Genomic DNA, 16,061 nt, shown 5'->3' with positions numbered 1-16,061 from the left:
ATGTCTACTGCAAAGACTCAAATTACACTACGTACTGCTGTACTCATCCCTTTTGTGATGATTTTCTTACTGGCTATCGGTGTGATTGTCTACGTCCAAAAACAAAGCTATGAAGAGGTGGTGACCGACATCAGCGATAAACAGCTGTCGGTGTTGACCGAAAGTGTCTACGACCACCTCAATAGTTATCTGCGAAAGCCGTTTACGGCAGTGATGACGCTTGCTCACAACGTGAGTTATCACAACCTGTACCATCCCCATGATACGCGAGATGTCCAAGCCTACTTATTGAGCGCGTTTCAGAACCTATACCGTTCTATTCCGCAGCTGGACGTGATTGCTTTTGGTTCGGAAACTGGCGATTTCGCGGGTTTTCGTCGCGAGATCTCCGACGATTACACCTTGATGGTTCAAGATAAATACACCGATGGTAAGTTAATCATCTACGGCACAGATCATGTCAGTAACGATATTCGTACTGTCATCACGCCTTACGATCCAAGAACTCGTCCTTGGTATCAACCGGTCGCCAAAGACGAAAAACCGATGTGGTCAAAAATCTACACCAATGCGGATGAACGCCAAGACATCACCTTATCTGCTATGACACCGGTGTACGAACACCAAGAATTTGCGGGCGTATTGGTGACAGACATTCGTATCAATACCTTCAACGAGTTTCTACGCGTCATCAAGAAGAACACCAAAGCATCGGTCTTTATCATGGACCAGGAACACCGATTAGTGGCACATTCTGGCCCAGGCAGCGTAGTGTCTTGGGGCACAAAGTTTTCGGATAAAGGCCAACGCTTGTTCGCCTCTGAAAGCGCAGACCCGATCATCAAAATCAGCGCCTCCCGCGTACGTGGTTTTGACTTGTACCATACAGACCAACCGTACACGTTTGAGTTTGACCACAGCGGCCAACGTATTTTTAGCCGTATCACGCCCTACTACGATCCAAACGGTTTAACTTGGTTCATCGGCACTTCTATCTCGGAATCTGATTTGCTTGGCCTCTTACCGAAAAGCCAAGAGAAAAGCTGGATTGTTGGTATCGTCGTCAGCTTGTTTGGTATCGGCTTTAGTTGGGTCATATTCGAACGCGTGACTCGACCAATCAACGCTACTGCCGATGCGGCTCAACACCTAGCAAATGGCGATTGGGATAGCTCAATGCCCCAACCTGGCCGTGTGTACGAAACGACCGTGCTTGCAAAAGCCTTTAATGAAATGGCCAGCAACCTCAAAGCCTCATTTAAGGCGCTGCGCGATCAGCTAGTGTATGACTCATTAACTCGACTCTACAGCCGCCAAGGATTAATCGAAATCTGCGAAAACAAACCCAATTTGTGTCACGGTAGTTTGTTCTTATTGGGGATCAACAAATTTAGAGATATCAACGACAGCGTGGGACACCACAATGGTGATCAGCTGTTGGTTAGCATCGCAGAAAGGCTGAAGCAACAATTCCCAGACAACACCATGCTGGCCCGAATTGGTGGCGATGAGTTCGCTCTGTTTATGCCAGATATGGATAAAGACGAAGACATCCGTTTAACAGAACGTCGCCTACAACAACTGTTCGCAGCACCATTTATGGTTGAAGGTGAAAGCGTGGTGATGAAGATCTCACTAGGGATTGTGCAAACCAAGCATGGTGAGAACATGCCGCTTTGGCTACGCAATGCCAGCATTGCTCTGAGCTACGCGAAGCAAGATCCACTGACGGGCATTTGTTACTACAGCCCAGAACTCGCGAGCGCATCGAAGTTTCGTACTCAGCTGCTCACGAAGATGCAAACGGGCATCGACAAGCGCGAATTTGTGCCTCATTATCAGCCGATCATCGATCTCGCGAGTGGTAACGTATGTGGCGCTGAAGCCCTAGCTCGCTGGAATAGCGAAAGCGGTATGATCTCACCATTAGATTTCATCCCAATCGCGGAGGAAAGCGGCATGATCAAAGCCATTGGCCAACAAATCTTGCTGCAAGCGTGCCGAGACACATACAAAGCCATCGAGAACAAACAGTGGCCGTCAGACTTCCAATTGCACGTGAACATTTCGGTCAATCAGCTCTCCTGCCCGGCATTTGTCGACACCGTGACACGAGTGCTGGATGTCACTAAGCTGCCCGCCAAAAACCTCACGTTAGAGATCACCGAGTCGCGCATTATTGATAGCGCACCAACGACTCTGGAAAACATGATGAAGTTGCGTGATATGGGCATTGGCATTGCCATTGATGATTTTGGTACGGGTTACTCTTCTCTTGGTTATCTGCATTCACTGCCGTTCACTTGCTTGAAGATCGATCGCACGTTCATCAATCAGCTCACCAAAGAGAACCTCGACAGCTCAGTAGTAGCCGCAGTGATCAATATCACCGCAGGATTAAAAACCAATGTCGTGGCAGAAGGTGTAGAAGACAGCACGCAAGCGCAACTGTTGCGCTCGCTGGGCTGCCATCAAGTCCAAGGTTTCTATTACAGTCGCCCAATTCCTCTGGATGAATGGCCAACACATTTGGTTAACATGAAGTAGAAAAGAGCGAGAATCGTTGAATTCCTAGTCATCCTCTACTGACAATCTACCTAACTGTTATTTATACTTAACTGCAAATCTTACCCATGTATTGTCACAGATAATGTTTGGGCCCTGTTCCAGTTCATAACTATCCGGATCGACATAATGATAACTAAGAATCTTCCTCTAACTGATTTGCACCGACACCTTGACGGTAACATTCGTACTAAGACTATCCTTGAGCTTGGCCAAAAATTTGGCATTGCTCTGCCAGCGTACGATATTGAGTCTCTCACTCCACACGTTCAAATTGTCGAAGCGGAACCATCTCTTGTTGCTTTCCTTTCTAAGCTTGACTGGGGCGTAGCAGTACTGGGCGATCTTGACGCTTGTCGTCGCGTTGCTTATGAAAACGTTGAAGATGCGCTAAACGCACAAATTGATTACGCCGAACTGCGTTTCTCACCATACTACATGGCGATGAAACACAAACTGCCAGTCGCTGGCGTGGTTGAAGCGGTTGTCGATGGCGTACAAGCAGGCATGCGCGACTTTGGCATCAAAGCGAACCTTATCGGTATCATGAGCCGCACATTTGGCACAGATGCATGTCAGCAAGAACTGGATGCAATTCTAAGCCAGAAAGACCACATCGTAGCAGTAGACCTTGCAGGTGATGAGCTTGGCCAACCGGGCGATCGCTTTGTCTCTCACTTCAAACAGGTACGTGATGCAGGCCTAAACGTGACAGTTCACGCTGGTGAAGCGGCGGGCGCTGAAAGCATGTGGCAAGCCATTCAAGAGCTTGGTGCAACGCGTATCGGCCACGGTGTGAAAGCGATTCACGATCCAAAACTGATGGATTACCTAGCGGAAAACCGTATCGGTATCGAATCGTGCCTGACGTCGAACTTCCAAACCAGTACGGTCGATTCTCTAGCAAATCACCCACTGAAACAGTTCCTAGACCACGGCGTTCTAGCGTGTCTAAATACGGATGATCCTGCGGTAGAAGGTATTGAGCTACCTTACGAATACGAAGTGGCGGCGCCAGCAGCCGGCCTGAGCCAAGAGCAGATTCGCCAAGCGCAAATCAATGGCCTTGAGCTTGCTTTCATTTCTGATGCAGAAAAAGCAGAACTGAAAGAAAAAGTTAAAGATCGCGTTTAATCAGCGCAAAATTATAAAAAATGCCAGCATTTGCTGGCATTTTTTGTATTTGGAATCGGCAAGCGATGATCAAATCACGCGAGAGAATTGCTGCTGACGCGCTTTTGCTCGCAGATATTTATCGAAGCTCATACAGATGTTACGGATAAGCAGGCGACCACGCAGTGTCACTCGAATTTCATTGTCATCCACTTCCACCAGCTCATCATTGATGAACGTTTGCAGCAATTGCAGGTCTTCTTTGAAGTACTGATCAAATTTCACTCTAAATTCAGATTCGATCGCTTTTTTATCAAGCTTAAAGTTACAAATCAGCTGCTTAATGACTTCACGACGGAGCAAGTCATCCGAATCGAGTGAGACACCTTTCCACAATGCGTGGCGAAGGTCATTTACTTGAGCGTAGTACTTCTTGAGCTCTTTTTGGTTTTGCGCGTACGCATCACCAATCATTGAAATGGCAGAAACACCAAAGCCCACCAAGTCACACTCACCTTGAGTGGTGTAGCCTTGGAAGTTGCGATGCAACACTCCTTCGCGCTGCGCAACGGCGAGTTCGTCGTCAGGCATAGCAAAATGGTCCATGCCGATGAACTGGTAGCCAGCACCCGTCAAAGTTGCGATCGTGTCTTGGAGAATCGCCATTTTCTCTTCTGCTTTTGGCAAATCTTCGTCTTTAATCTTACGCTGCGCAGCAAACAATTGCGGCATGTGTGCGTAGTTAAAGACCGACAGACGACCCGGCTGCATTTCCAGCACTTGTTCTAACGTCTTCGCAAAAGAGGCTTTGGTCTGCTTCGGCAAACCGTAGATCAAATCGAGGTTGGTCGAACGGAAACCCAACTCTTTCGCACGTGCCACCATCGCAAAGATGAATTCTTCATCTTGTTCACGATTCACCAGTTTTTGCACTTCTTTGTTGAAGTCCTGAACGCCGATGCTCAGGCGGTTGAAGCCTTCACTACGAAGGTGATCCAACATGGTGATCTGAATTTCACGCGGGTCTACTTCAATGCTGATTTCTGCATCATCACTGAATGTAAATTCTTGGCGTAGCAAGTTCATCACGCGAGTGATTTGCTTTTCAGATAGAAACGTCGGTGTACCACCACCAAAATGCAATTGCGTCACAGTGCGACCAACGAGCAATGCAGCACGTTGACGAATTTCGTGTTCAAGCACGTCGAGGTATTCATCCGCTTTGTGCGAGTGGCGTGTAATGACTTTATTACAACCACAGTAGTAGCAAAGCTTATGGCAAAACGGAATGTGTACGTACAGCGATAACGGACGCTCTGGGTACTGAGTGCATGCCATATCATAGTCTGAGATGGTAAACGCTTCATGAAACTCCAGCGCCGTTGGGTACGACGTGTAGCGAGGACCGGAATAGTTGTACTTATCCAATACCGCTTGATCCCAGACGATTTGCTGTTTCGATTCAGTGTGTTGATTCGACATGGTGGTACTTTCCGTTAAATGCTAGGGCAACGAAAGCCGTCACCCGATATTCAGAATCGCTATTTTGCCATACGACGATGGCAACCGTGGCAACACCTGATGGCTTTTTAATTATAAATCCAAAGAAGTGCTAGCGTGATCACGATAGCCCCAATGGTCATAAAACAAACCAATGGGGATTATCGTTAAAGCATCTGAATATTGATTTGATTATTCAGTGGCTGGACGTTTTTCTGCAACACTTTGAGTTCCTCGATGATCGCATCTGTTAAGCGGCTTTCCGCTTTCTGACGCGTCAGGTTCTGTTGCATACGTTCTTTCTTGGCAAGTTGCTGACGGTCTTCACCGCGCGCCATATCTTTTACGATATGGTAAAGCTCGGAAATTGCAGGGTACACTTCGTCGAAGTTCACACGATTCTCACCTTGAACATAATCCATGATGCAATACACGCGAATACTGATTTCCGACAAATCGCACTGGCCTTGAATGCCTGCCTGACACAAGGTATGCACATTCTCAAAAATGTTGGCATTACGTTTATCGATCGCCAACTTTTGATGCTTCAGCTGCAATTCCTTTTGCTTTTTCAATTGAAGCAGAAGGTAACCTGCATAAGAAGCCAGCGCGATAATGATCACTGCACCCGCAATAGCTAATAAGGTTACATTCATGGCTTAATTATCCTTTGTAGTCTTCGAAGTTAATATCGTCGAAATCCGCTAATAAATCATCGTCATTACGAGAACCTTTCGCAGAAGAAGCGGTAAAATCTTCCTCTTCTTCAGGTTCTAGCAGACCAAGTTGATCCATTAGCTTTTCAATACGATCAAGCTTCTCATCCACGTATTTTTGTAGACCTGTACCTAGGTTTTCACCCGCTTCAATGCGATCCAACAACACGTTCAATTGCGCGTCATTTTCTAGCATTTCTAGCTCTTGTTCCGCAGATAGACGACGCTCTTGCTTCGTCATCTTCTTCACTGGTTCAACAATCAGAGGGATCTTCTTCTTGCTGCCTAAACGTGGGTCACGATTTTGCGCAGAAGATTGCTTTTTCTGTTCGTTAACTTCTGAGTTGCGGCTACCTGTCTTCAAGCCTTTACGCTTTTTCGCGCGCTTGCGTAGACGGCCTTCAACGTCAGATTCGGTACGGTTACGAGTTACAACAAACTCAGGTGCGCCAGCGGCACCCGGCTTTCTAGATTTCTTTTTACGGCTCATTACTGGGTCTTCCTCAGTAAAATTACATCATTACCAATAAATTCGAGTTCGAGCTTATCCCGCTCAGCAAGGAACTGGAAGGTATCACGACTAAAGAACACCACATGAGTTGGGTCATTCTTATAGTGCCATGATTTAAAAGCCTCCACGTCGATGACCATTTTCGTCATCAGGCCAATCCAGCCCCCTGGCTTAACTAAATTCAACCATTGCTTCCACACCACATCGGGGTGGTAGAGGTGCTCTATCACCTCTGTCGCTGTCATGAAGTCATACTGCTTTTCTAGCACCGCAGTATCTGGGTGATAGTAAATATCGTACAACGCCATGTTGTGCCCTGCTTCTTCTAGCATTAAGGAAAGCGTCGGGCCCGGACCACAACCAAAGTCGATTCCGTTCGATTGTGGTGAAATTCGCTCTGTGATTGGGTCAGCAATACGCGACAAAAAACGTCGATAGCCCATATCTTCTGGGTTGTTCTCATGCAAATCATAGTGAGCTTTTTCAGTTTCCGCATCCAAACGTTGGTCTGGATTAACGAATACCAAGTAGCACTGCTCACATTGAAGATATTCGCGATGCTTATCTTCAAAATAGTGACGAGTATGCTGATTGTGGCATAAAGGACAGGTATGCATGCTGACTTCCTCAAACAGGGATGCGAAACATACCAGAAAGTGGACTCAGATTGGAGAGGCACTGAATACTTTTTCAGCAGTTTTTGTTAAAAAACTTTGTTTAAGAACCCATCGAAAGGCATCAGTGTAGTAATCCCTCTTCAGATTGGTGGTTGCCGAGAAAAAACGGCATAAAAAAAGCGACAGTCAAACTGTCGCTTTCTAAGTGCCATCAAGTGGCGAAACTGTGTTGCACGCATTTAGTGCACCAAGAATCCTTTTGTTTTTCGTGCTTTCCTTGCCAAAAAGTGTTGTTTTTCATCTTCCTGATGAGTTTTGGCTATCCCTTTACTTCCTGTCTTCTGAGCAACTTCCTGTGCCTGATCCTTTCCACTGTCTTAACCATAAGACGAGATGACCATCCGTATCGAGCAGGCTCCTTGCCTACCTAATTCCGTTTTCCGATCATCAAGCTATCCTAGCTTGCGTCCATGAAGACCTTGAATCCGTGGTCTGAAATCCTGCAATTCACCCCCTGTGAACGCTTTCTACTTTACGTAATCCCGACGCACTCACAAGTTATCAGTAGGAAATATTATCGATAATTTTCTCGCAAAAATTAAAAGCATCAATTAATCAAAAGGTTAAAAATAAGAAGAAGACATTCGCAATCGAAGGTATGGCAAATGTCTTACAAGCTTTCGAGCAGATATCGATGACACCCTCAAAAATCACGTGTGAGCCACATCACCAACAAAAATGCCCCAGCGAAATCGCTGGGGCATTTTTGTACAACTTTGCTCGAACTATGTAGGGGTATCAGTGCAGACCGCCAACGTATTTCGACAGAACTTCGATATCTTCATCTGTCATTTTCTTCGCGATGTCACGCATCATGGCATTCATATCGTTGCCACGGTTACCATCACGGAATTTTTCTAACTGAGCTTTGATGTAGTCAGCGTGCTGACCAGAAATTTTAGGGAAACCTGAAAGCTCAGTACCGTTACCACGCGGACCGTGACATGCCATACATGCCGTTAGACCACGCTCTGCATCACCCGCGGTGTAAAGCACTTTACCTTTTGCTACCACATCTTCAGGTGTCGAGCTTTCTGAAGTTGGTAGAGAAGAGTAGTATGCTGCAAGATCTGCGATGTCTTCATCGCTTAGCGGCATTGCCATGCCACTCATTACAGGATCGTAACGACCTTGTTTACCACCACTTGTCATACCTAGCTTAAGATCTTTTAACTGCTTCTCAAGATACTTAGCGTGTTGGCCTGCTAGTTTAGGGTACATTGCGATTGCACTGTTGCCATCTGCTCCGTGACAGGCGACACAGGTTTGTGATTTTGCTTTACCAGCCTCAATATTACCTTGGGCCCATACTGAGCAACTGGCTAAAAGACTCAAAATTAGCGCTAATTTCTTCATGACATTCCATTATAATTATCAAGCTTCCAGTACCACGGAATGTGAACATACCGCGTACACTCATGGTACAATAGGCGACCTTATGCCGAGCACGGTTATTTTACACAATTTCACAAAAAAGTAATCAATCGACTACACAAAGTCGAGATGGAGTTAACAGTGAGCGTAAAAATTCATTACCAAAATACGCATTTCATCACCAGCGCGCCCGATATTCGCCACTTACCGGAGGACGAAGGTGTCGAAATTGCGTTTGCAGGACGCTCAAACGCTGGTAAATCGAGTGCACTTAACCGTCTAACTAATCAAAAAAGCTTAGCCAAGACATCAAAAACACCTGGTCGTACCCAATTGATCAACCTATTCAAAGTAGAAGAAGGTTGTCACATTGTCGATCTACCGGGATATGGTTTTGCTCAAGTACCGGTAGAGATGAAAAACAAATGGCAGAAATCTTTAGGTGAATACCTACAGAAACGCGAGTGCCTAAAAGGCCTAGTGGTTCTGATGGACATTCGTCACCCAATGAAAGATCTCGACCAGCAAATGATTTTCTGGGCGATCGATAGCCGTATTCCAGTACAAGTGTTGCTAACTAAAGCTGATAAGCTAAAAAGTGGCGCACGTAAACAGACACTTCTGAAAATTCGCAAACAAGTGGAAACTTTCGGTGGTGACGTTTCGGTTGATGTTTTCTCTTCTCTAAAAGGATTAGGGGTCGATCAGCTGCGCGCGAAACTGGATACCTGGTTTGCACCAGCACTGGCTCACCTGATTGAAGAAGACGATCTAGAGATGCCAGAGAGCAACGAAGAATAATTAACAATATTTGTTAAATTTTTTCGACACAGCCCTGCCATTTGGTGGGGCTTTTGTTTATCTAGACAAAGCAAAAACCGGAATTTCAGGCAATAAAAATCCCCACCTTCCTGGCAGGGATAACGGGAGAGAAAAATTGGTAATTATTGTTATGTTGCAAAGCATTACTGAACTATCGAATGATTTCAATAGTTCAAAAAGTCATCTGCTTTTCTAATCTTGAGTCTTTTCGTTTACCAAACATTAATAAAGAAAATTAAATTCAATAAGTTAGATAAGTTTCACCCCTCAGAAAGGCCGACTTACTTTCTTTCGAGAAAAAATAATAGTGTGAATGGCGTAAATTTACAGGATGAATGAGTCGAAGAAATAACGACAAAAAATCAGTGGAAGCAAGTAGTTAGCGAGAGAGAATTGCGAGGACAGCGCCAAAATGGATAAGAAACTGAGTTAAAAGGAATTTTTCTTTCGCCCAATAAAAAACGCCCCAGTCAAAAACTGACTGGGGCGGCTGAATCAGCCTAATCCAATAACGTGAAACAAAAGGTCTGAAAGATAGAACATCTTACCTCTGTACCCTACGCGATCTAATGTACAACAATTGGTCAGAATTGCAAAGATTTTTTGTAGTTTTTTTTCATGAAAGTTTTATTAAGCAACATTAATTTTCAAATCCAAGTTGCTTTTTTAATGACACAAAAAAGCCAGCGTTTGTGCGCTGGCTCATACTAAATCGACCAAATTGATTTAAAAATGATTAGTGTGCTTGATCCCAGTTGTCACCGTGACCAGCTTCTGCCACCAAAGGCACTTTCAACTCTGCTGCAGATTCCATCAATTTTTGTACTTTACTTTCAATTTCGGACAAAGACGACTCTTCGACTTCAAATACCAGTTCATCGTGTACTTGCATCAAAAGTTTTACGCGACCATTGCCTTCTTCTTGAATCCATTGATCCACTAGCAGCATCGCTTTCTTAATAATGTCCGCTGCAGTGCCTTGCATTGGCGCATTGATCGCCGCTCGTTCTGCCGCTTTACGACGCATACCATTACGCGATTTGATTTCTGGCAGATGCAAACGTCGACCAAAAATGGTTTCTACATAACCTTTATCAGCTGCTGCGCTGCGCGTGTCTTCCATGTACTGCATTACACCTGGGTAACGCTCGAAGTATTTGTCCATGTAAGCTTGCGCTTCACCACGAGGAATGCCCAGCTGTTTTGCCAAGCCGAATGCGCTCATGCCGTAAATCAAACCAAAGTTCACCGCTTTTGCACGGCGACGCTGCTCACTGGATACCTGATCAATAGACACTCCCATGATTTCTGCTGCGGTTGCTGCGTGAATGTCTTTACCGTCACGGAAGGCATCAAGCAGCGCTTGGTCGCCAGAAAGGTGCGCCATAATACGCAGCTCGATTTGCGAGTAGTCGACAGCCAGAACCTTGTAACCAGCAGGAGCTACAAACGCCTGACGAATACGACGACCTTCTTCGTTACGGATTGGAATGTTCTGCAAGTTTGGATCGGTAGACGACAAACGACCTGTCGCAGTCACCGCTTGATGGTAAGAGGTGTGTACACGACCAGTTGAAGGGTTGATCATCTTCGGCAGCTTGTCTGTGTATGTCGACTTCAGCTTCGCTAAACCACGGTATTCTAGGATCAGTTTTGGCAGTGGGTAATCCAACGCAAGCTCTTGCAACACCTCTTCATTGGTTGAAGGTGTGCCAGATGGTGTCTTCTTCACAACAGGTAGGCCCATTTTTTCAAATAGGATAGCTTGCAGCTGCTTCGGCGAGTTCATGTTGAACTCTTGTTCTGCGATTTCGTAAGCTTTTTGTTCAAGCTCTTCTAAACGGGCCGCGATTTCTACCGATTGAGCGCTCAGCTTCATGTCATCAATCAGAACACCAGTGCGCTCAATGCGAGACAAAACAGGGACTAGCGGCATTTCGATTTCTTCGTAAACCGATTTTAGCTTTTCATCTTGTTCGATGTTAGCAAACAGACGATTGTGCAAGCGAAGCGTGACGTCTGCATCTTCAGCTGCGTATGGCGATGCTTGCTCAAGCTCGATTTGGTTGAAGGTCAGTTGGTTTTTACCTTTACCCGCGATTTGTTCGAATGAAATGCAGCTGTGTTGTAGGAAACGAAGTGCCAAGCTGTCCATGTCGTGTTTGCCGCCTACGCTGTTGTAAACGTAAGACGCCAACATAGTGTCGTATTTGATGCCTTTCATCTCGATGCCGTAACGTGCCAGCACAGACGCATCGTATTTTAGGTTCTGACCGACTTTCGCTTGAGCGTCGTCTTCAAGAATTGGTTTCAGCTGCTCCAGAACCCAATCGCGATCCAGTTGCTCTGGCGCATCCAAATAATCGTGTGCGACAGGAACATAAGCCGCAATACCTTCATCGATAGCAAATGACAAACCGACGAGGTTCGCCACCATGTAATCAAGGCTGTCCGTTTCGGTATCAAAGGCAAACAGCTCTGCCGCTTTGAGTTTTTCTAGCCACGCATTGAAAGAAGCTTCGTCCAAAATTGTTTCGTACTGACTGCGATCAATCGTTACCGCTGAGGTTTCCATTTCAGCATGCGAAGAAGAAGATGATGATGCTTGCGCAGAGCCTGCAAGTTCAACCGCTTCGACAGTGCCTGAGCCGCCTTCAAGCAGTTCGTTCAACCAAGACTTAAACGTCAACTGACCATACAGTTTGATCAATTCGTCTTTGTTTGGCTCTGCTTTCAGTAGCGACTCTGGTGTTTCTTCCAGTTCCACATCCAGCTTGATGGTAGCCAGCTCATAAGACAGCATAGCGTTGTCTTTGTTGTCGACCAGCTTCTTCGCCATGGTTTTCGAACCGCGGAAACCAAGTGCCGCGATATCATCCAGATTTTCGTACAACTTAGTCAGGCCACCAATGCCTTGCAGCAAAGCGGTCGCCGTTTTGTCGCCCACGCCCGGTACACCAGGGATGTTATCGACTTTATCGCCCATCAACGCTAGATAGTCGATGATCAACTCTGGCGGAATACCAAATTTTTCCACCACCCCTTCACGATCCATCACTACGTTCGTCATGGTGTTGATCAAGGTAATGTTGTCATCCACCAGCTGAGCCATATCTTTATCGCCAGTACTGATTAAAACAGGCATGCCTTGTTGCGAGGCTTGGTAAGCCAACGTACCGATGACGTCATCTGCTTCCACGCCAGGAACGCAGATCAACGGCAACCCCATCGCACGAATAACGTTGTGCAAAGGTTCAATTTGGCAACGCAGATCGTCCGGCATTGGTGGACGATTCGCTTTGTATTCTGAATACATCTCATCACGGAAGGTTTTACCCTTCGCATCAAACACCACCGCAATACGCTCAGACGCAAATTGACGCATCATACTGCGTAGCATGTTCACCACACCGTAAACTGCGTTGGTTGGGATTTCACCATTACTCATCGTGCCCGGGTAAGCGTGAAAAGCGCGATATAGGTAAGAAGAACCGTCGATAAGAATCAGCGGATTTTCAGGAATACTTGCCATAATTGTCTGTATCCAAATCAGTACTTAATAGATCTGCCTAGGATGCCATGACTGCTGATCCGAATCTATCTTGTTCGTTCGATCCAGATCGCGGAAATTTTCCGATTTATTCAAGAAAACCACCATCACCTGTGGATAACTCTGTTTATATAAATTATCCACAGATTGTGCAATGATAGAAAAGACAAAAAAATACAAATCTATATTATTGTTTTTAAAGGATTATTTTTAAAAAAGGCGAGAAGATCAACGATCTTAAAATGATCATGTCATGTGGAAAAGTTACGGATAGTGACGTCAAATGGAAATCGTAGAAAAGAAAAAAGCGACCCAATTGGGTCGCCTAGCAGAAGTGGTAAAGCCAGTTCCATATCATGGCAGCTTAACCAAGAAGCTATAAATTACACTGGAAGCAATGTGAGCAATGTCGTGTCAAAAAGAATTCGTGCAAGTTCTTGGATAAATGTTTCATCACCTTCTCAACACCAGTTAATCAACTTCTGTTAATCAGTAATTCAACGTCCTTGTGAACTTTCCTCATTCCCTAAGACAGGATTAATAATAATGATTCTCATTTAACAGTCAACAGTTAAATGAGAAAAAATCTCATTTATTTTCACATTGCTTTAATGAAATGCACTCTCGATTCACGAAGATTAATTTTTTCTTCAAATTTTTCAATAAGATATCCATTTCTCAACAACAATCTGAGCATGGCAGGAAATTGGTTTCGAGATTTCACTTTTAGTGTTTTATAGCCTTGTTCTGCGACCCATTCTTCTTGAGCCTCTAACAACATCTGCGCGACACCCTCATTTCGAGCTTGCGGCGCAACACCACCAAACCAACTATAGAAGGTGTCTTCATCCAGTTCGTAGCCGATTTTAAAACCGACAATAGCACCGTTTTTCTCAGCCACTAGGATTAGGCTGTTTTTGTCTCCAAGACGCTGTGACATCGAATCTAAGGTTTCTCCGTTGGCAAACTCTTTCACTCGAGTGACCACTTGAAGTGCCTCTTCCAACGTGCCTTCACGAATCAGCATTGTCATTGTTCTCTTCTCCAGAAATAAATATACCCAAGCACCTTGGATTTTTTGGGATATACAAGCCTTTTGTAATCCGCCTGAGGTTACTTGGGTATATGCAGACGAACAACTATTGTCGGTCTGGTTTTTCTCACTGAGCGATAATTACTCTTCTGTCGCTTCTCGAGCCATCTTTAGGTGCTGAGCGGCTTGTGCATTCTCTTCCGCTAACCACTCTGCTACGTCTTTTGCAAAGTAAGTCAGGATGCCATCGGCGCCCGCACGCTTAAAGCACAGTAGTGATTCCATTACTGTCTCGCGCTCTTTTAACCAGCCATTAAGAATCGCCGCTTTGTGCATCGCGTACTCGCCCGATACTTGGTAAGCAAATGTCGGAACTTGCAGCTCGGTTTTCACTCGGCGAACTACATCTAAGTATGGCATACCTGGCTTAACCATCACCATGTCTGCCCCTTCATTGATGTCCATTGCGACTTCATGCATTGCTTCATCAATGTTTGCTGGGTCCATTTGGTAGTTTTTCTTGTTACCACCTTTTAGATTAGACGAAGAACCGACGGCATCTCGGAATGGGCCGTAGTAGTTTGATGCGTATTTAGCCGAGTAAGCCATGATTTGAGTATGAATGTAGCCCGCTTCTTCTAGCGCAACTCGGATTGCTCCGATACGACCATCCATCATGTCTGATGGCGCAACCACATCTGCGCCCGCTTCGGCATGAGACAATGCCTGCTTAACTAGCACTTCGGTGGTTTCATCGTTCATCACATAGCCATCTTCATCAATGATGCCGTCTTGGCCATGTGTGGTGAACGGGTCTAGTGCGACGTCTGTAATCACACCAATTTGAGGCACGTGCTCTTTTAGTGCACGTACTGCGCGCTGAACCAAACCTTCTGGATTGTAAGCTTCGGTAGCGCATAAGCTTTTAGCGTCTTGGTTTACGACAGGGAAAAGCGCGATGGCAGGAACGCCTAGATTTGCGAGGTATTGTGCTTCTTCTAGCATTAAATCAATCGACAAACGCTCTACACCCGGCATGGATTCCACGCTCTCACGACGATCTTTACCCATAAGGATGAACATTGGGTAAATCAGATCATTCACGGAAAGTTGGTTCTCAGCCATCAAACGACGACTAAAATCGTGTTTACGTAAACGACGCATACGGCGTGCAGGGAATGGACCTTGAATTGATACAGACACCATTTTCTCCTTGTCTGGACGGTTATGATGATCAAATCATCTGGTGAACAAAATCATATCACTCTTGATGCACCTTGCGAGTGACAATCTGGAAAAAGGCGATGAAAAAAACTGAAAATGACCCAGCACTCACACTCAAGTATACTTCTCGTACCAAACGGACAAAGTACAGAGAAAGACCATGATCGATACCCACGCGCACATATACGCGAGCGAATTTGATAACGACCGCGATGAAGTGGTTGAGCGCGCCTTAACTCAAGGCATCACTAAAATTTTGCTGCCGAATATCGATCTGGACTCGATTGAACCGATGCTGCAGACCGAAGCAGCGTATCCGGAAGTGTGCCACTCAATGATGGGGTTGCACCCATGTTACGTTGATAGCAACGTTGATCAAACGCTAGAAATCATCCGAGGCTGGTTCGAAAAACACAACTTTATCGCCGTGGGCGAAATCGGCATCGACCTGTATTGGGATAAAACCTACCGAGCAGAGCAAGAGATGGCTTTCGTCACCCAACTCAATTGGGCAAAAGAGATGGATTTGCCTGTGGTGATCCACACCCGTGATTCCATCGAAGAAACGCTGACTCTGCTTCGTCAAGAGCAAGACGGTCGCCTGCGTGGCGTGTTCCATTGTTTTGGTGGCAGCTTAGAAGAGGCACGAGCAATTAACGAGTTGGGCTTCCACCTTGGTTTAGGCGGTGTATCGACATTTAAAAACGGCGGCATGGACCAAGTCATCCCACACTTAGACATGCAATGGGTCATCTTAGAAACAGACTGCCCATATTTGGCGCCAGTGCCGCATCGCGGTAAACGCAATGAGCCAGCTTACACATCGCTCGTCGCGCAGCGAGTGGCAGACTTGCGTGGCGAAGAAGTCGCAACCATAGATGCTATCACCACGGAAAATGCAAAAAACTTATTTAAGATTTAAGCAAGACAACAAACGCAACAAGCGGCCACACTAGGTCGCTTTTTTATTGCCCAA

General features: G+C 45.7%; 12 protein-coding genes. 4 read left to right on the top strand and 8 right to left on the bottom strand.

Annotated features, from left to right (window positions below; translation table 11 throughout):
- Both NL646_RS15070 and add read left to right on the top strand, forming a co-directional pair.
- Positions 1–2,547 (top strand): EAL domain-containing protein, encoded by a 2,547-nt coding sequence (locus NL646_RS15070; protein ID WP_011105617.1) that lies wholly within the window; start codon positions 1–3, stop codon positions 2,545–2,547.
- Positions 2,548–2,694: 147 nt separating this feature from the next.
- On the top strand, positions 2,695–3,699 hold the full coding sequence (add, locus tag NL646_RS15065) for an adenosine deaminase (protein WP_015296070.1): 1,005 nt from the start codon (positions 2,695–2,697) through the stop codon (positions 3,697–3,699).
- A gap of 69 nt (positions 3,700–3,768) precedes the next feature.
- Here add and hemN read toward each other — a convergent pair whose 3' ends face one another.
- From hemN to NL646_RS15040, 5 genes are all read right to left on the bottom strand, one after another.
- Positions 3,769–5,160: an oxygen-independent coproporphyrinogen III oxidase gene (hemN, locus tag NL646_RS15060; protein WP_005496689.1), complete on the bottom strand. Its 1,392-nt coding sequence runs from the start codon at positions 5,158–5,160 to the stop codon at positions 3,769–3,771.
- A 185-nt stretch (positions 5,161–5,345) separates the two neighbouring features.
- Positions 5,346–5,834 (bottom strand): DUF2489 domain-containing protein, encoded by a 489-nt coding sequence (locus NL646_RS15055; RefSeq protein ID WP_005456843.1) that lies wholly within the window; start codon positions 5,832–5,834, stop codon positions 5,346–5,348.
- 7 nt (positions 5,835–5,841) lie between these two features.
- Positions 5,842–6,384, bottom strand: coding sequence for a Der GTPase-activating protein YihI (gene yihI / locus NL646_RS15050; protein ID WP_020839923.1), 543 nt, complete (start codon positions 6,382–6,384; stop codon positions 5,842–5,844).
- Positions 6,384–7,022 (bottom strand): class I SAM-dependent methyltransferase, encoded by a 639-nt coding sequence (locus NL646_RS15045; protein ID WP_005456816.1) that lies wholly within the window; start codon positions 7,020–7,022, stop codon positions 6,384–6,386. The genes yihI and NL646_RS15045 overlap by 1 nt, the downstream gene beginning before the upstream one ends.
- Positions 7,023–7,820: 798 nt before the next feature.
- Positions 7,821–8,438, bottom strand: a complete 618-nt coding sequence (locus tag NL646_RS15040) for a cytochrome c (protein ID WP_005478649.1) — start codon at positions 8,436–8,438, stop codon at positions 7,821–7,823.
- A gap of 159 nt (positions 8,439–8,597) precedes the next feature.
- On the opposite strand from NL646_RS15040, the gene yihA reads away from it, so the two are divergent.
- On the top strand, positions 8,598–9,257 hold the full coding sequence (yihA, locus tag NL646_RS15035; RefSeq protein WP_005456829.1) for a ribosome biogenesis GTP-binding protein YihA/YsxC: 660 nt from the start codon (positions 8,598–8,600) through the stop codon (positions 9,255–9,257).
- A gap of 757 nt (positions 9,258–10,014) precedes the next feature.
- On the opposite strand, the gene polA is transcribed toward yihA, so the two are convergent.
- The 3 genes from polA to hemB form a co-directional block, all read right to left on the bottom strand.
- A complete protein-coding gene (gene polA, locus NL646_RS15030) occupies positions 10,015–12,810 on the bottom strand; it encodes a DNA polymerase I (RefSeq protein ID WP_005478619.1) in 2,796 nt (931 codons plus the stop codon).
- A 616-nt stretch (positions 12,811–13,426) separates the two neighbouring features.
- A complete protein-coding gene (locus tag NL646_RS15025; protein ID WP_005459779.1) occupies positions 13,427–13,861 on the bottom strand; it encodes a GNAT family N-acetyltransferase in 435 nt (144 codons plus the stop codon).
- 141 nt (positions 13,862–14,002) lie between these two features.
- Entirely contained in the window at positions 14,003–15,064 is a 1,062-nt protein-coding gene (gene hemB, locus NL646_RS15020; RefSeq protein ID WP_005489689.1) for a porphobilinogen synthase, read from the bottom strand.
- Between the two features lie 181 nt (positions 15,065–15,245).
- Between hemB and NL646_RS15015 the strand changes: the two genes are divergently transcribed.
- Positions 15,246–16,007, top strand: a complete 762-nt coding sequence (locus NL646_RS15015) for a TatD family hydrolase (protein ID WP_025523722.1) — start codon at positions 15,246–15,248, stop codon at positions 16,005–16,007.
- Positions 16,008–16,061 lie beyond the last annotated feature (54 nt).

It is taken from the genome of Vibrio sp. Y20_XG_PY13 (assembly GCF_024181925.1).
Classification (GTDB): Bacteria; Pseudomonadota; Gammaproteobacteria; order Enterobacterales; family Vibrionaceae; genus Vibrio; species Vibrio parahaemolyticus.
This window is presented reverse-complemented; position numbering and strand designations above follow the sequence as displayed.

Bases quoted from the DNA above. Each gene is read 5' to 3' on its own strand.
- NL646_RS15045 (WP_005456816.1), bottom strand. From the start codon at position 7,022: ATGCATACCTGTCCTTTATGCCACAATCAGCATACTCGTCACTATTTT.
- NL646_RS15040 (WP_005478649.1), bottom strand. From the start codon at position 8,438: ATGAAGAAATTAGCGCTAATTTTGAGTCTTTTAGCCAGTTGCTCAGTA.
- polA (WP_005478619.1), bottom strand. From the start codon at position 12,810: ATGGCAAGTATTCCTGAAAATCCGCTGATTCTTATCGACGGTTCTTCT.
- NL646_RS15015 (WP_025523722.1), top strand. From the start codon at position 15,246: ATGATCGATACCCACGCGCACATATACGCGAGCGAATTTGATAACGAC.
- hemN (WP_005496689.1), bottom strand. From the start codon at position 5,160: ATGTCGAATCAACACACTGAATCGAAACAGCAAATCGTCTGGGATCAA.
- NL646_RS15025 (WP_005459779.1), bottom strand. From the start codon at position 13,861: ATGACAATGCTGATTCGTGAAGGCACGTTGGAAGAGGCACTTCAAGTG.
- NL646_RS15070 (WP_011105617.1), top strand. From the start codon at position 1: ATGTCTACTGCAAAGACTCAAATTACACTACGTACTGCTGTACTCATC.
- add (WP_015296070.1), top strand. From the start codon at position 2,695: ATGATAACTAAGAATCTTCCTCTAACTGATTTGCACCGACACCTTGAC.
- yihI (WP_020839923.1), bottom strand. From the start codon at position 6,384: ATGAGCCGTAAAAAGAAATCTAGAAAGCCGGGTGCCGCTGGCGCACCT.
- NL646_RS15055 (WP_005456843.1), bottom strand. From the start codon at position 5,834: ATGAATGTAACCTTATTAGCTATTGCGGGTGCAGTGATCATTATCGCG.